The sequence below is a fragment of the Microbacterium sp. NPDC058269 genome (assembly GCF_042881445.1).
GTDB lineage: Bacteria > Actinomycetota > Actinomycetes > Actinomycetales > Microbacteriaceae > Microbacterium.
In genome coordinates this window covers 898,289-917,621 of the sequence record NZ_JBHVXT010000002.1, presented here as the reverse complement: position 1 = coordinate 917,621, position 19,333 = coordinate 898,289, and the positions used below count along the sequence as shown (strand labels likewise).

The 19,333-nt window shown below is 69.1% G+C and carries 16 protein-coding genes; 9 read left to right on the top strand and 7 right to left on the bottom strand.

Annotated features, from left to right (window positions below; genetic code table 11):
- The first annotated feature begins 79 nt into the window (after nt 1–79).
- From pdhA to paaZ, 8 genes are all read left to right on the top strand, one after another.
- Complete coding sequence (pdhA, locus tag ACFVWL_RS12785) at nt 80–1,198, top strand: pyruvate dehydrogenase (acetyl-transferring) E1 component subunit alpha (RefSeq protein ID WP_387183183.1); 1,119 nt, start codon at nt 80–82, stop codon at nt 1,196–1,198.
- Nucleotides 1,195–2,223, top strand: a complete 1,029-nt coding sequence (locus tag ACFVWL_RS12780) for an alpha-ketoacid dehydrogenase subunit beta (protein WP_387183180.1) — start codon at nt 1,195–1,197, stop codon at nt 2,221–2,223. Before pdhA ends, ACFVWL_RS12780 begins: the two co-directional genes overlap by 4 nt.
- Nucleotides 2,220–3,641 carry a dihydrolipoamide acetyltransferase family protein gene (locus ACFVWL_RS12775; RefSeq protein WP_387183177.1) on the top strand — a complete coding sequence of 474 codons (1,422 nt, stop codon included), beginning with the start codon at nt 2,220–2,222 and terminating at the stop codon, nt 3,639–3,641. The genes ACFVWL_RS12780 and ACFVWL_RS12775 overlap by 4 nt, the downstream gene beginning before the upstream one ends.
- A gap of 136 nt (nt 3,642–3,777) precedes the next feature.
- A complete protein-coding gene (locus ACFVWL_RS12770; protein ID WP_387183175.1) occupies nt 3,778–5,097 on the top strand; it encodes an MFS transporter in 1,320 nt (439 codons plus the stop codon).
- Between the two features lie 132 nt (nt 5,098–5,229).
- Nucleotides 5,230–6,435: a thiolase family protein gene (locus ACFVWL_RS12765; protein WP_387183172.1), complete on the top strand. Its 1,206-nt coding sequence runs from the start codon at nt 5,230–5,232 to the stop codon at nt 6,433–6,435.
- Nucleotides 6,435–7,190, top strand: coding sequence for an enoyl-CoA hydratase/isomerase family protein (locus ACFVWL_RS12760; RefSeq protein WP_387183169.1), 756 nt, complete (start codon nt 6,435–6,437; stop codon nt 7,188–7,190). The genes ACFVWL_RS12765 and ACFVWL_RS12760 overlap by 1 nt, the downstream gene beginning before the upstream one ends.
- Nucleotides 7,187–8,056 (top strand): 3-hydroxyacyl-CoA dehydrogenase family protein, encoded by an 870-nt coding sequence (locus tag ACFVWL_RS12755; RefSeq protein WP_387183167.1) that lies wholly within the window; start codon nt 7,187–7,189, stop codon nt 8,054–8,056. The genes ACFVWL_RS12760 and ACFVWL_RS12755 overlap by 4 nt, the downstream gene beginning before the upstream one ends.
- A gap of 41 nt (nt 8,057–8,097) precedes the next feature.
- The gene (gene paaZ / locus ACFVWL_RS12750; protein ID WP_387183166.1) at nt 8,098–10,179 is read left to right on the top strand and encodes a phenylacetic acid degradation bifunctional protein PaaZ; all 2,082 of its coding nucleotides are present in this window, start codon (nt 8,098–8,100) and stop codon (nt 10,177–10,179) included.
- Between the two features lie 22 nt (nt 10,180–10,201).
- Here the strand turns inward: paaZ and ACFVWL_RS12745 are convergent, their stop codons facing one another.
- From ACFVWL_RS12745 to dhaK, 7 genes are all read right to left on the bottom strand, one after another.
- Nucleotides 10,202–10,843 carry a TetR/AcrR family transcriptional regulator gene (locus tag ACFVWL_RS12745; RefSeq protein WP_387183164.1) on the bottom strand — a complete coding sequence of 214 codons (642 nt, stop codon included), beginning with the start codon at nt 10,841–10,843 and terminating at the stop codon, nt 10,202–10,204.
- 88 nt (nt 10,844–10,931) lie between these two features.
- Nucleotides 10,932–12,257 carry a phenylacetate--CoA ligase PaaK gene (paaK, locus tag ACFVWL_RS12740; protein WP_387183162.1) on the bottom strand — a complete coding sequence of 442 codons (1,326 nt, stop codon included), beginning with the start codon at nt 12,255–12,257 and terminating at the stop codon, nt 10,932–10,934.
- A gap of 21 nt (nt 12,258–12,278) precedes the next feature.
- The gene (paaI, locus tag ACFVWL_RS12735; RefSeq protein WP_387183159.1) at nt 12,279–12,707 is read right to left on the bottom strand and encodes a hydroxyphenylacetyl-CoA thioesterase PaaI; all 429 of its coding nucleotides are present in this window, start codon (nt 12,705–12,707) and stop codon (nt 12,279–12,281) included.
- A gap of 136 nt (nt 12,708–12,843) precedes the next feature.
- Nucleotides 12,844–14,130, bottom strand: coding sequence for a hypothetical protein (locus ACFVWL_RS12730; protein ID WP_387183156.1), 1,287 nt, complete (start codon nt 14,128–14,130; stop codon nt 12,844–12,846).
- Nucleotides 14,131–14,281: 151 nt separating this feature from the next.
- Nucleotides 14,282–16,774, bottom strand: coding sequence for a phosphoenolpyruvate--protein phosphotransferase (gene ptsP, locus ACFVWL_RS12725; RefSeq protein ID WP_387183153.1), 2,493 nt, complete (start codon nt 16,772–16,774; stop codon nt 14,282–14,284).
- Nucleotides 16,774–17,415 (bottom strand): dihydroxyacetone kinase subunit DhaL, encoded by a 642-nt coding sequence (gene dhaL / locus ACFVWL_RS12720; protein WP_387183150.1) that lies wholly within the window; start codon nt 17,413–17,415, stop codon nt 16,774–16,776. Before dhaL ends, ptsP begins: the two co-directional genes overlap by 1 nt.
- Entirely contained in the window at nt 17,415–18,407 is a 993-nt protein-coding gene (dhaK, locus tag ACFVWL_RS12715) for a dihydroxyacetone kinase subunit DhaK (RefSeq protein WP_105526754.1), read from the bottom strand. Before dhaK ends, dhaL begins: the two co-directional genes overlap by 1 nt.
- A 156-nt stretch (nt 18,408–18,563) precedes the next feature.
- Between dhaK and ACFVWL_RS12710 the strand changes: the two genes are divergently transcribed.
- Nucleotides 18,564–19,331, top strand: coding sequence for an IclR family transcriptional regulator (locus ACFVWL_RS12710; RefSeq protein ID WP_105526753.1), 768 nt, complete (start codon nt 18,564–18,566; stop codon nt 19,329–19,331).
- Nucleotides 19,332–19,333 lie beyond the last annotated feature (2 nt).

Sequence of the window (19,333 nt, the reverse complement as noted above, 5' to 3'; positions counted from 1 at the left end):
GGATCCGACGAAAGATCTTGGATGAATGTCGTGTCCGAGGCATGCTGTCCTCATCGAGTTCGGCAAGGAGGGCGAACGCATGCTGCACACCGACCTGCTCCCGCGAGACACCGCGGTGCAACTGATCGACGAAACCGGGGCCCCGGTCACGGACGAGCAGTACGTGCTCCCGGATCCCGACACGCTGCTGGCCGCCTACCGCGGTCTGGTCGAAGGCCGGCGGATCAACGATCAGGCCGGAGCCCTCGTGCGTCAGGGCCGCCTCGCCGTCTACCCGTCATCGCACGGGCAGGAAGCATGTCAGGTCGGCGCCGCGATGGCGCTCGACGCCACGGACTGGCTGTTCCCCACCTATCGCGACTCGGTCGCCGTCATCGCGCGCGGCGTCGAGCCCTCCGACGCGATGGTGCTCCTCAAGGGCGACTGGCACTCGGGTTACGACGTGCGCGCGCATCGCGTCGCCCCGCAGGCCACTCCGCTCGCCACCCAGCTGCTGCATGCGGTCGGCTTCGCCCAGGCGGCCAAGCACCGCGGCGAGGACACCGTGGTGCTCGCACTCTGCGGTGATGGTGCCACCAGCGAGGGCGACTTCCACGAAGCCATGAACTTCGCCGCGGTCTTCCACGTACCGGTCGTCTTCTTCGTGCAGAACAACGAGTTCGCGATCTCCGTCCCTCTCTCCCGCCAGACGGCGGCGCCCTCGCTCGCACACAAGGCCATCGGCTACGGAATGCCCGGACAGCGCGTCGACGGCAACGACGTCGCCGCCGTCCTGACAGTGCTCGGCGAGGCCGTATCCCGTGCCCGCGCCGGCGGCGGACCGAGCCTCGTCGAGGCGCACACGTATCGGATGCAGGCGCACACCAACGCCGACGACGACACCCGCTACCGCGAGCGCGAGGAGGTGCAGTCCTGGATCGCGCGCGATCCGCTGCAGCGCCTTCGCACATACCTCACCTCCACCGGCGCGCTCGATGCCGACGCCGAGGAGCGCTTCGCCGCCGGGGCGGAGGAGATCGCGACAGCGATGCGCGCCGCTCTGAACACCGACGCAGACCTCGATCCCGAAGACCTTTTCCGCTTCGTGACGGCGACCCGATCCCCCCAGCTCGATGAGCAATGGCGCCTGCTGCGAGACGAGATCGACAGGTCGCATCTCGCCGATGCCGGAACCACGCCGAACGGAGGCCACCGATGACGATCGCACAGGACGACATGCGAACCGAGGGTGCCGTCGACACGAAGACGACCATGACCATGGCCGCCGCGTTGAACAGAGCGCTGGCCGATGCCATCGAGTCCGATCCTGACGTGGTCGTCTTCGGCGAGGACGTGGGCGCGCTGGGCGGCGTCTTCCGCATCACCGACGGTCTCACCGCACGCTTCGGCGAGGAGCGCTGCTTCGACACCCCGCTTGCGGAATCCGGCATCGTCGGCACGGCCGTCGGCATGGCCATGAACGGTCTGCGTCCCGTGGTCGAGATGCAGTTCGACGCGTTCGCGCTCCCGGCGTTCGAGCAGGTCGTCAGTCATGTCGCGAAACTCGGCAACCGCACCCGCGGAGGCATGCGGATGCCGCTGGTGATCCGCATCCCGTTCGGTGGCGGCATCGGCGGCGTCGAGCACCACTGCGACTCATCCGAGGCCTACTACGCGCACACGCCCGGCCTCACGGTCGTCAGCCCGTCCACCCCGCAGGATGCGTACTCGCTGCTGCGTGCGGCGATCGCCTCCCCCGATCCGGTGATCTTCCTCGAACCGAAGAAGCTGTACTGGGCCAAGGGCGAGGTCGACACCTCGATCACCGCCGAGCTCGGAACGGCCCGCATCGCCCGCGAGGGCACGGACGTGACACTCCTCGCCTACGGTGCTTCGGTGCCGCTCGCGTTGGAGGTCGCAGAGGTGGCCGCCGCGGAGGGACGCAGCGTGCAGGTCGTCGACGTGCGTTCGCTCTCGCCGTTCGATGACGCGACCGTGACGGCCGCCGTGAAGTCGACCGGCCGTGCCGTCGTCATCGCCGAAGCCCCGGGATATGTGAGCGTCGCGTCCGAGATCCAGGCACGGGTGTTCGAGCGCTGCTTCGAGTACCTCGCCGCCCCGGTGCGACGGGTGACCGGCTTCGACACCCCCTACGCGCCCCCGAAGCTCGAACACTGGTATCTGCCCGACGTCGACCGCGTGCTCGACGCGATCGACACGCTGCACTGGGAGGACGACGTATGAGCACTCCCCTGAAGCCGCACGCCGGCGCACAGGTGTTCCTCCTGCCCGACCTCGGTGAGGGACTGACCGAGGCCGGACTCGTGCAGTGGCTCGTCGCCGTGGGCGACACCATCACCACCGATCAGCCGATCGCCGAAGTCGAGACCGCGAAGAGCATCGTCGAGCTGCCGTCGCCGTTCGCCGGCATCGTCACCGCATTGCACGGCACCGCCGGCGACACGATCGACGTCGGCGCTCCGGTGCTGGAGGTGGCGGACTCCCTGACCTCGACGGCCCCGCCCAGCACCGCACCGGTTCAGCCTGAGCACGAAGCGTACCGCGAAGAGGAGCGTGCCGGTTCGGGGAACGTCCTCATCGGCTACGGCACCGCCGCCCGCACGTCGAAGGGGCGACGCCGCCCGGCCGCAGCCTCGGTGACCGCGCCTCGGGTGTCCGCGACGCCGCCGGTGCCCGCGCCGACAGCGATCCATTCCGCCCCGAGCACCCCCGCGACTCCTCCGTCGCCGGGATCGTCCGACCGCCGCCCCGTGGCCGTCCGTTCCCCGCTCGTTCGTCGACTCGCTCGGGATCTCGGCCTCGACGTGCACACGATCACCGCGACCGGCGCCGACGGTGCCATCACCCGCGCCGACGTTCTCCAAGCCGCCGTCGAGAACGCCGTCGACGGCGTCAGCGCCCACCACGATGCACAGGAAACCCGATCCGGCGAGACGGTCGACGGCCTTGCCGTGCTCGCGCGCGAACGGATGTCGCCGCTGCGCAGAGCCGTCAGCGCCAAGCTCACCCGCAGCCGATCCGAGATCCCCGAAGCGACCGTCTGGGTCGACGTCGATGCCACCGCGCTGTGGGACCTGCGTTCGCAGATGGCTCCGGAGGGAGAGAAGGCTCCGTCGGTGACCGCGCTCCTCGCCCGCTTCGTGCTCCTGGCCCTCGAGGACTACCCCGTTCTGGCCTCGCGCCTGAGCGAGAGCGGAGACGAGATCATCTCCTTCGAGGGCGTGAACCTCGGGGTCGCGGCAGACACCGAACGCGGGCTCCTGGTTCCGGTGGTCCCCCGCGCACACGCGCTCACCGTCGCGCAGCTCGACACGGCGCTGCGCGAGCTCACCACCACGGCCCGCTCCGGAACGATGCCGCCGGAGCGCCTGCGGGGATCGACGTTCACGCTCAACAACTACGGGGGCCTCGGCGTCGACGGCTCAGCCGCGATCATCAACCACCCCGATGTGGCGATCCTCGGCATCGGCCGGATCATCGAGCGCCCGTGGGTCGTGGACGGGGCGATCGTGGCCCGTCGGATCGTGCAGCTCTCGCTGGCGTTCGACCACCGCGTGTGCGACGGCGGCTACGCCGCGGGCTTCCTGAGGCGGGTGACCGAGCTCATCGAGCATCCACTGCGCGCATTCGGAAGGGTCTGACCGGAAGTCCGGAATTCTCGATTCCGACGATGCCGATGCACTACGCTCGGCAATTACTGACCGACCATTCGGTCATGAATGACCCGGAGCGCTTCACCGCCCTCTCCCCTCGGTATCGCAGAACAACGGAGTTCGCATGACGTCAGCAGTCTCTGACCGCACCCCGACCGCACGGATGCCCGCCGAAGAACGGCGCGTGCTCGCCGGCACCCTCGTCGGCACCTCGATCGAGTGGTACGACTTCTTCATCTACGCCCAGGCTGCGGGATTGGTGCTCGCACCGCTGTTCCTGGCCCCGATCGCCGAAGAGAGTCCGGGCTTCGCCCAGGTGCTGTCGTTCGCGACGATCGGCATCTCCTTCCTCTTCCGCCCACTCGGCGCGATCGTCGCCGGCCATCTCGGCGACAAGCTCGGGCGCAAGAAGATGCTCGTTCTCACGCTCATCATGATGGGCCTGTCCACGTCGCTGATCGGCCTCCTGCCGACGTATGCGGCGATCGGCGTCGCGGCGCCCATCCTTCTCATCCTGCTCCGCATCGTGCAGGGGTTCTCCGCCGGCGGAGAGTGGGGCGGAGCCGCGCTGATGGCGGTCGAGCATGCACCGAGCAACCGACGAGGACTCTTCGGGGCGTTCCCGCAGATCGGCGTCCCCGTCGGCATGATCCTCGCCACATCGACGCTGTGGGTGCTCACCAGCTCGATGTCGCCTGAGGCCTTCCTCGAGTGGGGGTGGCGCATCCCGTTCCTGTTCTCGATCGTGCTCATCGCCGTCGGCTACGTGATCCGCCGTGCCGTCGACGAGAGCCCGGTCTTCGAGGATCTGCGCCGCCGTCGCAAAGAGGCCTCCGCGCCGCTGACCCGCCTGTTCCGCCAGAACACCAAGCAGGTCGTCCTCACTGCCGTCATCTTCATCGCCAACAACGCGGCGGGATACCTGCTCATCGCGTTCTTCGCGACCTACGCCGTCACGACGCTGGGCATGGAGCGTCCGCCGGTGCTGCTGGCGACGACGCTCGCCTCGTTCGGCTGGCTCATCTTCACCCTCTGGGGCGGACATCTCTCCGATCGGCTCGGTCGCATCCGCACCTTCCAGATCGGCTACGTCGCGCTCGCGCTCTGGGCGGTGCCGATGTGGTTCCTCATCGACACCGCGAACATCTTCTGGTACTTCGTGGCGCTGTTCGTCATGACGTTCGCACTCGGGCTCTCCTACGGCCCCCAGGCCGCGCTCTACGCGGAGATGTTCCCCGCGAACGTGCGCTACTCGGGCGTCTCGATCGGATACGCCCTCGGCGCGATCCTCGGCGGAGCGTTCGCGCCGATGATCGCCGAGGCCCTGATGAACCAGTTCCACGCGGCCTGGACGATCGGCGTCTACATCGCCGTGGCCGCCGTGATCTCCCTCATCGGGGTCTCCCTCGTCAAGGAGACGAAGGGCGTCGACCTGCTCACGTGAGGAACACATAAGCGCCCGGGATCGCAGCCGCACCCACGTCTGTGACATAATTACCGGACGATCGGTCAGTAATTCGAGATCGATCGTCCGGACAACGGGAAACCGTCGAGACAACGCAGTCAGGAGTTCCGCATGACCGAGGCATACCTCGTCGGAGGCGTACGCACCCCGGTCGGACGCTACGGCGGCGCCCTGGCCTCCGTGCGCCCGGACGACCTCGCATCGATCGTCGTTCGCGAAGCTGTGCGGCGTGCGGGAATCGATCCGCTGCAGGTGGAGATCGACGAGGTCATCCTGGGCGCCGCCAACCAGGCCGGCGAGGACAACCGCAACGTCGCCAGGATGGCCGTCCTGCTCGCGGGCCTTCCCGACAGTGTTCCGGGCATCACGGTGAATCGGCTGTGCGCATCGGGCATGTCTGCCGTCACGATGGCGGCGCAGGCGATCCGCGCCGGTGACGCCGACATCATCCTCGCCGGCGGAGTGGAGTCGATGACGCGCGCGCCCTGGGTGCAGGCCAAACCGGAGAAGGCCTGGGCGAAGCCCGGCGCCGCGTTCGACACCTCGATCGGCTGGCGATTCCCGAACCCTCGCCTCCTCGCGCGCGAGAAGGCGACGTTCACGATGCCGGAGACGGCGGAGGAGGTCGCCCGCCTCGATGGCATCAGCCGCGACGAGGCGGATGCGTTCGCCGTGAGATCGCAGCAGCGCGCCGCGTCGGCGATCGCCGGTGGGCGCTTCGATGCGGAGATCGTCGGCGTCCCCGTCAGCACACCTGTCAACCCAGGCGGCGAGGTCCTCATCGATGAGGGCCCGCGGCCGGAGACGACACTCGAAGGCCTCGCACGACTGCGGCCCGTCGTGGCCGGCGGTCAGGTCGTCACGGCAGGCAACTCCAGTGCGCTCAACGACGGCGCCTCCGCGATCGTCGTGGCGAGCGCGGAAGCGGTCGAGCGCTACGGGCTGGTGCCGCGGGCACGCATCGTGGCCGGCACCAGTGCGGGCCTGGCTCCCGAGGTCATGGGCCTCGGCCCGGTTCCTGCGACGCAGAAGGCGCTGCGTCGGGCCGGGCTCTCCATCGATGACATCGGCTCGATCGAGCTCAACGAGGCGTTCGCCACGCAGTCCATCGCCTGCATCAGAAGACTCGACCTCGACGAGTCGCGCGTGAACGCCGACGGCGGAGCCATCGCCCTCGGCCATCCGCTCGGCTCCTCCGGTTCCCGTCTACTGGTCACTCTCCTCGGACGCATGGAGCGCGAGGGCTCTCGATACGGCCTCGCCACCATGTGCGTCGGCGTCGGACAGGGCGCGGCCCTGATCGTGGAGAGGGTGTGATGTCCGAAAGACTCCTCGGCGACGAGCCGCTCCTCATCGAAAGGCACGACGACCGCGTGGTCGCGACGCTCAATCGTCCGCACAAGCGCAACGCGATCGACCAGGCCACGATCGATGCGCTGCACGTGCTGTGCGCCGAGCTCGAGGCCATACCGCGCCCACTGATCCTCACCGGCGCCGACGGCGTCTTCGCGGCGGGCGCCGACATCGCCGAGCTGCGTGAGCGACGTGCCGCCGACGCGCTGCGTGGGATCAACGCCCATGCGTTCATCCGACTGGCCGAGTTGCCGATGCCGGTCATCGCCGCGATCGACGGCTACGCGCTCGGCGGAGGAGCGGAACTCGCCTACGCCGCGGACATCCGCATCGCCACGCCGACGCTCGCCATCGGCAACCCCGAGACCGGGCTGGGCATCCTCGCCGCGGCCGGGGCCGGATGGCGTCTGAAGGAGATCATCGGCGACGCCAGGGCGATCGAGCTGCTGCTCACCGGCCGCACCGTGAAGGCCGAGGAGGCGCTGCGCATCGGGCTCGTATCGGCGATCCACGACCTCGCCGAGCTGCTGCCGGCCGCGCACGCCATCGTCGATCGCATCGCCCGCAACGACCGAGCAGCCACCATCGCCACCAAGCGCGTGTTCCGCGCACCTCGCGATCGCCACCCCGCCGTCGATCTGGAAGCTCAGGCCGAGCTGTTCGAGAGCCCGGAGAAGTTCCGGCGGATGACCGACTTCCTGGAGCGGAGAAGCCGATGACCGAGAGCAGTTCCCTCGCCCCCGAACAGGTGGGAGTGCTCGGCGGTGGACGCATGGGCGCCGGCATCGCACACGCCTTCCTGCTCGCAGGTGCCCGGGTCGCCGTCGTAGAACGCGACACCGACGCGGCAGATGCGGCGGCCGTCCGCGTGCTCGAATCGGTCGATGCCTCGATCGCCCGAGGCACAGCGCTCGAATCCGTCGAGGAGTATCGGGAGCGCTTCACCACGGGCACGGATGCCGCACTGTTCGCCCCGTGCGCGCTCGTGGTCGAGGCCGTGCCGGAAGACCTCGCCCTCAAGGTCGATGCGCTCCGACGCGTGGAAGAGCAGATCGCGCCCGACGCCGCGATCGCCTCGAACACCTCCTCCATCTCGATCGATGAGCTGGCCGCGGTGCTCGACGATCCGTCGCGCTTCGTCGGCATGCACTTCTTCAACCCCGTGCCAGCCTCCACGCTCGTCGAGATCGTGCGGGGGGCGAGCACTGCTCCCTCGCTCGTCGACTCCGCGCGCGGATGGGTCGCGGCGCTGGGCAAGACACCGATCGTCGTGGCAGACGCCCCCGGATTCGCGTCGTCGCGGCTCGGCGTCGCCATCGGGCTCGAGGCGATCCGCATGCTCGAGGAGGGCGTCGCCTCCGCCGAGGACATCGACGCCGCGATGACGCTCGGATACAAGCACCCGGTCGGTCCGCTCCGGCTCACCGACATCGTCGGACTCGACGTGCGGCTCGGCATCGCCGAGTACCTCGCCGCGCATCTGGGCGCGCGCTTCGAACCTCCGGCCCTGCTGCGCCGTCTGGTCGCCGAGGGGCACCTCGGACGCAAGAGCGGACGCGGTTTCTACGAATGGGACGCCTCATGAAGGGAACCCTCATGAAAGGAACACTCGTGAAAGGAACACAGATGACCGAGATCCTCCCCAGCTACGTCGAGGGAGCGTGGTGGACGCCGTCGTCCGACGCGGCGGCCACCGACGTCCGCGATGCATCGACGGGCGAGGTCGTGGCCCGCGTCTCGACCGACGGGCTCGACCTGGGTGCCGCGCTGGATCACGCCCGCACCGTCGGTCAGGCATCGCTGGGAGAGCTCACCTTCCATCAGCGCGCCGTCCGGCTCAAGCAGCTCGCCCTCGCCCTCACCGCGCGCAAGGCGGAGCTGTACGAGCTCTCCAGTCGCACCGGCGCCACCGCGCAGGACTCCTGGGTGGACATCGACGGCGGGATCGGCGTGCTGTTCGCTTACTCCAGCAAGGGCCGGCGCGAGCTGCCCAACGCGAAGGTGTACGTCGACGGAGGCGTCGAGAACCTCTCCAAGGACGGCTCCTTCCTCGGCCGCCACATCTACACCCGGCTCCGCGGCGTCGCCGTGCAGATCAACGCCTTCAACTTTCCGGTGTGGGGGTCGCTCGAGAAGTTCGCCCCCGCGTTCCTCGCCGGCGTGCCCACCGTGGTGAAGCCCGCCACCCCGACCGGATACCTCGCCGAAGCGATGGTGCGCGTGATGGTGGAATCGGGCCTCCTTCCGGACGGCTCGTTGCAGCTCGTCTCCGGCAGTGTCCCCGGCCTCTTCGATGAGCTGCGGCTCGGAGACCTCGTCGCGTTCACGGGTTCGGCGTCCACCGCCGAGCACCTGCGCGCTCACGATTGCGTCCAGACGGGAGGCGTGCGCTTCACGAGCGAGACAGACTCGATCAACGCCTCGATCCTCGGGACGGATGCCGTTGCCGGCACGCCCGAGTTCGACGCCTACGTCAAGCAGCTCGTCGCCGAGATGACCACCAAGGCCGGGCAGAAGTGCACGGCCATCCGTCGTGCGATCGTGCCGGCGGGTGCCGTCGACGACGTGATCGCGGCGGTCCGTGATCGGCTGTCGACGCGCGTGGTCCTCGGCGACCCGCGCGCCGAGGGCGTCACGATGGGTCCGCTCGCCTCGATCGCACAGCGCGAGGAGGTGCTGCGCCAGGTCGGCCGCCTGCAAGCCGGCGGCGGAGAGCTCGTCATCGGCACGACGGATGCGCCCACCGTCCGCCAGGGAGACGGCACGGAAGGCCCCGCCCCCGACGGAGCGTTCGTGGCGCCGATGCTGCTGCGCTTCCAGGATCCGGAGAGCGCGGCGGTCAACGAGATCGAGGCGTTCGGCCCGGTGTCGAGCATCGTCGGCTACCGCACCCTCGACGAGGCGAGTGCCCTCGTGGCCCGGGGCGGAGGGTCGCTCGTGACGAGTGTGGCCACGCACGACCCCGAGGTCGCCGTCGCGCTCGCCACCGGCATGGCCTCCTACAACGGCCGAGTGCTCTTCCTCGACCGCGATGACGCACGCAGCTCGACCGGGCACGGCTCGCCCCTCCCGAACCTCGTGCACGGTGGCCCCGGCCGCGCGGGCGGAGGCGAGGAGCTCGGCGGTATCCGCGCGGTGCTGCACCACATGCAGCGCACGGCCGTGCAGGGGTCGCCCGAGATGATGACCGCCCTCACCGGCGTCTGGCACCAGGGTGCGGCCTCGCGTCCGTACGCGCAGAGCGGCGGGGTGCATCCCTTCCGCAAATCGCTGGCCGAGCTCCAGGTGGGCGATCAGGTGGCCAGCGGCTCCCGTACCGTCACGCTCGACGACATCGAGACGTTCGCGGCGTTCACCGGCGACACCTTCTACGCGCACATGGATGAGACCTCGGCCGCGGCGAACCCGTTCTTCCCCGGTCGCGTCGCGCACGGGTACCTGCTGGTGTCGTGGGCTGCGGGGCTCTTCGTCGACCCGGCGCCCGGGCCCGTGCTCGCGAACTCGGGGCTGGAGAACCTGCGGTTCGTGACGCCGGTCTCCCCCGGCGACGACATCCGCGTCGAGCTCACCGCGAAGCAGATCACTCCGCGAGAGACCGACGAATACGGGGAGGTGCGCTGGGATGCCGTGCTGAAGAACCAGCACGACGACATCGTGGCCACATACGACGTGCTCACACTGGTCGCGAAGGAGCAGGCGGCGGCGTAGCAGCGATCGCGCCGGAGCCCGGTCAGACGGCCGCGGCTCCGGCGTCGTCGTTCGTGCGCAGCCCGTCGAGCGCGATCGCGACCACGTCGTCGGCGAGACGGTCAGCGCCCTCGCGCCCACCGGGCCGGTACCACTCGACGATCGAGTTGATCATCCCGAACACGAGTCGCGCGACGACGCTCGCATCGATGTCGGCCCGCAGTGTCCCCTCGCTCTGCGCCTCCGAGACGAGGGCGGTGATACGACGGTCGAACGCCCGGCGGCGGATCAGCGCCTTGCGCTCCACGTCGGTGTTCCCTCGCACGCGCAGCAGCAGCGTCACAGCGGGCAGCTGCTCCACGAGCACCCGGACGGCCCCGCGCAGAACGTGCTCGAGCCGGTCGACGGCGCTCGGCGCATCCGCCCTGCCGTCCGACTCGGGAAGCGGATCCTCCACCACGGCCTCCAGGCCGCTCAGTGCCGCGTCGAGCGCGAGGTCGAGGATCTCGTCTTTCGAACCGAAGTGATGGTAGATGGCCGACTTCGACAGCCCGAGCCGCTCGGCGAGCATGCCGATGGATGTGGCGTCGTACCCGTACTCGTTGAAGGCGGCGACGGCGACCCCGAGGATCCCCTGCTGGTCGTAACCGGGGCGGCCTCGTCGTGTGCTCTGCATCTCGGACATCACCCCACAGTCTCGCATCCGATGACGCGCCCGGCCCGGAGCGCAGACCGCGAGGCGAATGCGGTGTGGCCCCGGGGGTCGCTCATCGTCATCGCAGGTCGTACACGCGCTTGTACTTCCCCTCGCTCCGGGGCAGCGTCCCCGGCTCCTCCAGCTGGACGGCGACCGTCGATCCGACGAAGATCTTGATGCGCTGCGCGAGCACCTCCGCGGCACTCAGGCAGGTCTCGACAGACAGGTCCGGGTGTCGTTCGATCCGCACTTTCAGCGTGTCCATCCGTGCGTCCTTCGACAGTTCGAGGATGAAGTGCGGAGTCAGCTGTTCGATCCCCAGGACCAGCTCCTCGATCTGCGTGGGGAACAGGTTCACCCCGCGCAGGATGATCATGTCGTCGTTGCGGCCGGTGATCTTCTCCATCCGCCGCATACCGGGGCGTGCGGTCCCCGGAAGCAGCCGGGTGAGGTCGCGGGTGCGATAGCGGATCACGGGGAACGCCTCCTTGGTGAGGGAGGTGAAGACGAGTTCGCCGAGTTCGCCGTCCGGAAGCACCGCTCCGCTCTCGCCGTCGATGATCTCCGGCAGGAAGTGGTCCTCCCACAGATGCGGGCCGTCCTTGGTCTCGAGACACTCGTTGCCCACTCCCGGCCCCATGACCTCGCTGAGCCCATAGATGTCGAGAGCGTCGACTCCGAGGCGCTGTTCGAGCTCGTGCCGCATCTCGTTCGACCACGGCTCGGCACCCAGCACCGCGACCTTCAACGAGGTGGAGCGCGGGTCGACCCCCTGCGCCGCCATCGCGTCGGCGATCGTGAGCAGATAGCTCGGCGTGCAGAGGATGGCATCGGGCTCGAAGTCGAGGATGAGCTGCACCTGGCGTGCGGTCTGGCCGCCGGACATCGGGATGACGGTCGCTCCGAGCGCTTCGATGCCCGCGTGCGCGCCGAGTCCGCCTGTGAACAGTCCGTAGCCGTAAGCGTTGTGCACCTTCATGCCGGGGCGGATCCCGCTCGCACGCAGCGACCGCGCCACCAGCGACCCCCAACGTTCGAGGTCGCCCTTGGTATAGCCGACGACCGTCGGACGGCCGGTGGTGCCGCTCGACGCGTGGATACGGGCGACGTCGGACATGGGCACCGCGAACATCCCGAACGGGTAGGTCTCGCGCAGGTCCTCCTTGGTCGTGAACGGCAGCAGTTGCACATCGGCCAGGGTGCGGATGTCTTCCGGACGCACACCGGCGTCATCGAGCTTGCGCGTGTAGAGGGGAACGTTCGCGTACGCATGGCGCACGGTCTGCTGAAGCCGTTCGAGCTGGAGAGCGGCGATCTCATCGCGGCTCATGCGCTCTTCGGCATCGAGCTCGGATGCTGCGGGAGGGCGGACACGGGAGGCTGTTGCGGTCGTCGTCGACACGGGATACTCCGGGAGTGGGGATCAGAAGGTCTGGTTGGTGGTGCGGGAGCGCCCGCGGAACTCGGCGACGGGATCACCCTGCTCATCGATGACCGTCACGTCGTAGATGCCGGAGCGGCCGGTGCGCGAGCGTCGGATGGCCGTCGCCGTGAGCGTTTGGCCGGAGACGGTCGACTTGAGGAAGGAGATATCCGCTCCGGCAGCCACCGTGACCCGGTCGTCTTCATTGCAAGCGATCGCGAAGGCGGTGTCGGCCAGGGCGAACACGAACCCGCCGTGGGTGATGTGGAAGCCGTTCGTCATGTCGTCGCGCACGCGCATCGACACGACCGCATGACCTGGATCGTCGCGTTCGACGACGAGGCCCAGTGCGGCCGATGCGCGGTCGCGCTCCATCATGGCGCGATTCGGGCGCACCGACTCCGTCGTCTGCGTCGTCGCTTCTGTCATCGTCGACCTCCTCGTCGAGCGGGCCGGATGCCGCAGTCGCGTCATCCGATCCGCCCATACTAACCGACCGATCGTTCAGTTAGTCGGAAGAGTCGATGGGTCGAGGCCCCGAGGTATGCCGCCCGACGAAGAGGGCTCAGCCGAAATCGGGAATCTGGCGCAGCGTAGCGTCTTCCGTCAGGATTCCGGTGATCACGGCCGCAGGGTCCATCGCGTCACGGTCGACACGGAATCGGATCACCGCGCCCTCCCGGGTCGTCCAGTCGTAGAAGTACTCGCCGGACGACACGATCCTGACCGACGTCCCCCCAGGGAACGCGCTCATGGCCTCGGCAACCGTGTCGCCGATCCGTACATCACCCGCAGCTGGCAGCGCAGCAGGGTCTTCGCGGGGCTCATCCGAAACGTTGGCGAAGCCGACCGAGACGGCGGCGACGACGGTGCCCGCGTCGCCCGTCCAGAGCAGCAGAGAGGCAGCCCCGTCCGGACTGACGAGTCGCGTCTGCCCGCCGTCCCACTCCGGCCTGATCACCTTCGCTCCCGGCACCACCGCGATGGCGTCTTCGAGCTCGGAGCCGAGAAGGATCGGACCGACACCGCGGTCGGTCACCTCCCACGTACTCCACGCGGCAGCCGGGTCTGCCGCCGGCGGGGTCTCCGGCGCCTCCGGCGGATTCGCCGTCAGCTCCTCGACCAGCTTCTCCCTGGCGGCGGACGCTTGGTCGCGGAGGAACTCCGCGGCCTGCTCGCTGTCGAAAGCAGCTTCTCCCGAGAACGGCTGCCAGAAGTTCACGACGACGTTTCCGACCGTGGCGTAGCCCAGGTAGAGCCTGTTCCCGCCGCCGAAGCCGTTGTCGATGACCAGTGAGCCGGCGACAGCCCTCACTCCGTCATCGGATTCCCGCACCGTCGACTCGAACGTCGAAGGACCGCCGTAGGTGAACTCGGCGCACTGCTGCGCGGCTCCGACGTACTGATCCATCAGGGCCTGCGCCGTAGCCTCATCGGCGAACTGGAGGACGTGCAGCCACCCGTCCCGTCCGTCAGGGAGGGAGCTTGCCCAGGTGACCGAGCGGGCACCGATCGATCTCAGGGACGGTTCATAGGCGAATGCGCCGCAGATCGCCGGCACGGGATCGGGCCCGCCTCCGTCTGAGACCTGAATGAGCGACGGGGTCGGCGCGGCGACCTCCCCGACGTCGGGGAGCAGACCCGAGATCTCTTCGGCATCCGGCAGGAACCAGTCGAGCTCGTCTCCGACGAAGACCGCCGGGCCGTCGTAGGGAGCCGGCGCCGAACTCTCCGGCGACGGGGTCGGCTTCGGTGTGGTCTGGGGTGCAGGAGTGCACCCGGACAGGGCGACGAGGACACCGGCGGCGAACAGCCCGAGCGCGCCTCGCGAAAATGACCGCTGTGTGGACATGTGCCCTCCGATTCATCGTGGCGCCGTACTCGAAGCCCCCTGGCTTGAGCATAGGTGCGAAGCACGCGGGGCTCTTCGGGAGCCCACATGTCGATATCAGAATGGAATGAGACACATGTCATTGCACGCATATAGGAGTGCCGGATGCCCTTCAGGCGCGGGCTAGCGCCGCCGCAGCCGCCGTTCTGGCGGCCCCGGCGGAGGACGCTCCGATCGCGGCAGCAGCTGCTCTTCGGCAATCGTCGGATGACAGCTCACTCAGCCTCGCGGCCACTCGCCCGAGTGAGCGCGGAGCCATCGACAGCGATGTCACCCCCAGTCCGACCAGAACCGGTGCGAGCTCGGGGTCGCCACCCGCCTCGCCGCACACCCCCACCGGCTTGCCTGCAGCGCGACCCGCATCGCCGACGGCCGCGATGAGTCGCAGCACCGCGGGCTGCCACGGATCGTTGAGGTCGCCCAACTCGCTGAGCAGCCGGTCAGCCGCCATCGTGTACTGGGCGAGGTCGTTGGTGCCGAGGCTCACGAAGTCGACGACCTCGAACAGTTCGGCGGCGAGCAGGGCGGCCGACGGCGTCTCGATCATGATGCCGACCCTGTCCAGCCCCGCCGCCCGACACCGTTCGGCGAAGCCTCTTGCCTCGTCGACGGTCGCGACCATCGGCGCCATCACCTCGACCTGCGCGTGCTCTTCGGCAGCCGCCCGCGCGAGAGCGGTCAGCTGATCATCGAGGAGCTGCGGCCGACGTCTGGCGATACGCAGCCCGCGCACGCCGAGGGCGGGGTTGTCCTCGCTGTCGGAGTTGGCGAACGGCAGCGGTTTGTCGCTGCCCGCATCGAGCGTGCGCACGACGACCTTGCGCCCGGGGAACGCGGCGAGCACACCGCGATACGCGGCGATCTGCTCGTCGATGCTCGGAGCGTCGGTGCGGTCGAGGAAGCAGAACTCCGTGCGGAAGAGCCCGACGCCCTCGGCGTGGGCAGCGGCCGCGCTCGTCGCGTCTGCCGCTCCCCCGACGTTCGCGAGGAGGGGGACGCTGTGCCCGTCGGCAAGGGCGCCGATGCCATCGAAGTCGACGACGACGGCCGACGCGTGTGCTTCGTCGACACGGGACTGCGCAGGCTCGACCTCGACAGTGCCGCGGTCACCGTCGACGAGCACCATCGCTCCCGAGGGGATCGCTCCGGCTTCGGCGAGACCGACCACCGCAGGCAGACCGAGAGAGCGCGCGATGATGGCCGTGTGCGAGGTCGGTCCGCCCTGCACCGTGACGAGCGCGACACAAGCGCCGCCGGCGAGCAGCGCGGTGTCTGCCGGAGCGAGATCGGTGGCGACCAGCACGAAGGACTCGTCGCGCTCGGGAACCCCCGGCATGTCGACCTGGAGGATCTCGGCGATGATCCGGTCGCGCACATCGCGGATGTCGGCGATGCGCTCGGCCATTCGGCCCCCCAACGCGGCGAGGGCCTTCTCATGGACGACGGCCGTCTCCCAGACCGCGCGGGCGGCACTGCGCCCCTTCGCCCTTACGAGCGCCGTGGCCTCGGACACGAGCTCGGGATCGGACGCCAGGAGGCGAGAGGCATCGAGGATGGCTCTCGCCTCCCCCGTCGCCTGCGCGGTGCGCGAACGGAGCTGATCGGCGACGGCGACGGATGCCCACTCGATCGCGGAGACCTCGGAATCCCGATCGGCTTCGGGGACGACCACGGCCGGGTCGGGCTCGGGAAGCGGCGGCGCAAGGTGGACGACGGGTGCGGCGACCCGACCGGAACTCACTCCGCGCCCGCGAAGCACGGAACCGGGCGTAACCGCTTGCGCCAGGTCGGTTTCCGATGGGGAGGCCGGCACCTCAGCCGAGGAACCGGTCGCGGTCGGTGCGGTGTCGTGCGCGGGTTCCGCCGATTCCATCCCCTCACCGAATCCGTCGTCGAACAGCGCGACCAGACGATCCAGCGCCTCCGCCGCGTCGTCACCACGTGCGGTCAGCTCCAGATCGTCGCCCTGCCGTGCGCCGAGGACGAGGAGCCGCGTCAGGCTCGCCGCTGCCGCATCCGGGCCGTCGGGAAGGCGACGCAGGAGTACGTCTGCTCCTGCCGTGGCCTTGGCGATCAGGGCGGCTGGGCGCGCATGGATCCCGAGTGGATTGCGCACGCGCACCCGACGGACCAGCACGGCGCCGTCCGCCCCCGGGGCGACAGCCGCCTCCACTGCGTGCTCTTCCTCGATGCCGAGCGCCCCGGTCTTCGCCCCCAGTGCTGCCACCGCCTCAGCGGCCACCGTGTCGAGCGAGCCACCGGTCGCGGCAGACACCACCGCAGAGAGCAATCCTTCGACGAACGGCGCAGGAGCCAGTCGCACAGGCACGTCGCTCGCGCGCAGCTCGAGCGCGAGCTCGGCGCTGAGCACGGCCGACCCGAGGTCCATGAGGACCAGCACGCCGTCGCAGTCTGCGGCGAGCTCGTCGATCGCGGCTGCCACGGCCACTGCGTCCGTACCGAGGATCGGTGCGCCATCGCTGTCGACGCCGGCACCGGCCGCGACCAGCACGTGCACTCCCCCGCCCTGGACCATCTGCAGGGCGAGTTCCAGCGCCGCCTCCCCGAGCCGTGCGCTGTGGGAGACGGCGACGATGCCGATCATCAGGCGCTGTCCGCGATCGTCGCAGCGAGCGTGTCGAAGAGGATGGCCGTCGACGCGGCTCCCGGATCGAGATGGCCGGCGCTGCGCTCCCCGAGATAGCTCGCTCTGCCCTTGCGGGCGACCAGGGGCAGCGTGGCGTCGCGGCCCGCCGCAGCCGCGTCCGCTGCGGCCCTGGCGGCAACTGCGACCGATGAACCACCGGCGAGCGCAGCGTCCATCGCGTCGACGGCGGGAGCCATCGCATCGAACATCGTCTTGTCTCCGGCCTCTGCCTTGCCGCGCGCCACGATGCCCTCGAGTCCGGCGCGCAGTGCGGCGGCGAGACCGGGGCCGTCGAGCTCTGCCACCGGGCCCGCTGCCATCCCCATCCGCAGGAAGAACGTGCCGTAGAGAGGACCGCTCGCTCCACCGACAGAGCTCACCAGGGTCATGCCGACCGTTTTCAGGAGCTCGTCGACCGTGGAGGGTGTCCCGGCCGCGAGCTTCTCGCCGACGGCACTCATGCCCCGGGCCATGTTCGCACCATGGTCGGCGTCGCCGATGGCCGAGTCGAGTTCGGTGAGCCAGTCGCGTTTCTCGGTCACGGCCGTGCCGAAGCGAGTCACCCAGTCGGCGAGGACAACAGTGTCGACCGCGGCCATCAGGCGCCCCACCGCAGACCTGGCGTGTTCACCGGGGCATCCCACAACCGCAACAGCTCGTCATCGGCCTTGAGCAGGGTGACCGAGCACCCGGCCATGTCGAGCGAGGTGATGTAGTTGCCGACCAGGTTCCGTGCGATCTGCACTCCGGACTTCTCCAGGATCGCCGCGACCTCGCCGTACATGAGGTACAGCTCGATGAGCGGCGTCGCCCCCATGCCGTTCAGCATCACGATCGCGGGGCCCGCGGCATCGATGTCGGCGAGGATCGGCTCGACCAGTTGCCTGGCGATCTCTGAGGCCGGGGCGAGGGGTTCGCGGTGACGCCCCGGTTCGCCATGGATGCCGATGCCGATCTCCATCTGGTCGTCCGGAAGGTCGAACGTGGGTTTGCCCGCCGCCGGCACTGTGCAACTGGTGAGAGCCATGCCCATCGAGCGGCCCTGCCCATTCACCTTCTTGGCGAGTTCGACGACGGCGGCGAGGTCGCGCCCCTCCTCCGCGGCCGCGCCGACGATCTTCTCGAGCAGAACGGTGAGGCCCACTCCGCGGCGACCCGCTGTGTAGAGGGAGTCCTGCACGGCGACATCGTCGTCTACGGTGATGCTGCCGACCTCGATTCCCTCCATGGCGGCGAGTTCGGCGGCCATCTCGAAGTTCAGGACGTCGCCGGTGTAGTTCTTGACGATGTGGAGCACGCCGGCCCCGCGGTCCACGGCTTTCGTGGCGACCTGCACACGGTCGGGTGTCGGGGAGGTGAAGACCTCGCCGGCGACCGCGGCGTCGAGCATCCCGGTTCCGACGAAGCCGCCGTGCAGAGGCTCATGGCCGGAGCCGCCACCGGAGAGGATCGCGACCTTGCCCTGCGCCTTGGGTGTGGCACGCGTGATGACGTGGTTCTCGAGGTCGACGGAGAGCTCGGGATGAGCGAGCGCCACGCCCCTCAGCGATTCGACGAGAACGTCCTCAGGGGCGTTGATGAGCTTCTTCATCGTTCGATCTCCTTTGATCCTTCGTGATTTTCGCAAAAATCGGAAAGCAATTCGTTAATGTCGAATATGCTCGGAGCCTGCCGGGTTGTCAAGATCAATCCTGAAGCCCGGCATGACGATCCGGCTCGACGACGAACCGGAAGGAGAGGGGCCACCGTGATCCAGTCGATCGACCGCGCGGCGAAGATCCTCGAACTGCTCCAGGGAGCACGCCACCTCGGCATCACCGACCTCGCCGCAGCGCTCAGCCTGCCGCCGTCGACCGTGCACGGGATCGTGAAGTCGCTGCGCTCGCACGGACTCGTCGCGAAGGAACGCGGGGGGCAGCGCTACATGCTCGGCCCGACCCTGCTGCGCCTGAGCAACGTGTACCTCGACACGCTCGACGTACGCGCGAGGGCGATGCGGTGGACGCAGGAGCTCGCCCGCCGCACCAACCTCTCCGTGCGTCTGGGCGCCCCGCACTTCACGGACGTGCTCGTCATCCACCACAACCTGCGGCCGGACGACAGTCAGCAGATGCTGGAGACCGGCGTCGCGATCCCCGCACATGCCTCGGCGATGGGCAAGGTGCTGCTCGCCTACGATCTCGGCTTCCAGCAACGCGTCTTCGAGCAGCCGTTGCGCAGTCTCACCGGCGACACGGTGATCGACACCGCTCGACTCACCCTCGAGCTCCCGGCGATCGCCGAGCGCGGAACCGCCGGCGAGTTCGACGAGGCGGTGCTCGGCGAATCCTCGATCGCCGCCCCCATCGCCGACGCGTCGAACGACATCGTCGCTGCGGTCGCCGTCGTGATGCCGACCTCACAGACGCCCGCCTCCGATGCGATCTTCAACGCCCTGCGCGAGACCGCCCGAAACATCTCGCGAGAACTCGGCTCCACCACGTGGCCGCCGCGCGTCGCGCCCGCAGAGGACTGAGT

What these genes read in the sequence shown, in the direction of transcription:
- pdhA (WP_387183183.1), top strand. Translation starts at nt 80, where the DNA reads ATGCTGCACACCGACCTGCTCCCGCGAGACACCGCGGTGCAACTGATC.
- ACFVWL_RS12780 (WP_387183180.1), top strand. Translation starts at nt 1,195, where the DNA reads ATGACGATCGCACAGGACGACATGCGAACCGAGGGTGCCGTCGACACG.
- ACFVWL_RS12775 (WP_387183177.1), top strand. Translation starts at nt 2,220, where the DNA reads ATGAGCACTCCCCTGAAGCCGCACGCCGGCGCACAGGTGTTCCTCCTG.
- ACFVWL_RS12770 (WP_387183175.1), top strand. Translation starts at nt 3,778, where the DNA reads ATGACGTCAGCAGTCTCTGACCGCACCCCGACCGCACGGATGCCCGCC.
- ACFVWL_RS12765 (WP_387183172.1), top strand. Translation starts at nt 5,230, where the DNA reads ATGACCGAGGCATACCTCGTCGGAGGCGTACGCACCCCGGTCGGACGC.
- ACFVWL_RS12760 (WP_387183169.1), top strand. Translation starts at nt 6,435, where the DNA reads ATGTCCGAAAGACTCCTCGGCGACGAGCCGCTCCTCATCGAAAGGCAC.
- ACFVWL_RS12755 (WP_387183167.1), top strand. Translation starts at nt 7,187, where the DNA reads ATGACCGAGAGCAGTTCCCTCGCCCCCGAACAGGTGGGAGTGCTCGGC.
- paaZ (WP_387183166.1), top strand. Translation starts at nt 8,098, where the DNA reads ATGACCGAGATCCTCCCCAGCTACGTCGAGGGAGCGTGGTGGACGCCG.
- ACFVWL_RS12745 (WP_387183164.1), bottom strand. Translation starts at nt 10,843, where the DNA reads ATGTCCGAGATGCAGAGCACACGACGAGGCCGCCCCGGTTACGACCAG.
- paaI (WP_387183159.1), bottom strand. Translation starts at nt 12,707, where the DNA reads ATGACAGAAGCGACGACGCAGACGACGGAGTCGGTGCGCCCGAATCGC.
- ACFVWL_RS12730 (WP_387183156.1), bottom strand. Translation starts at nt 14,130, where the DNA reads ATGTCCACACAGCGGTCATTTTCGCGAGGCGCGCTCGGGCTGTTCGCC.
- ptsP (WP_387183153.1), bottom strand. Translation starts at nt 16,774, where the DNA reads ATGATCGGCATCGTCGCCGTCTCCCACAGCGCACGGCTCGGGGAGGCG.
- dhaL (WP_387183150.1), bottom strand. Translation starts at nt 17,415, where the DNA reads ATGGCCGCGGTCGACACTGTTGTCCTCGCCGACTGGGTGACTCGCTTC.
- dhaK (WP_105526754.1), bottom strand. Translation starts at nt 18,407, where the DNA reads ATGAAGAAGCTCATCAACGCCCCTGAGGACGTTCTCGTCGAATCGCTG.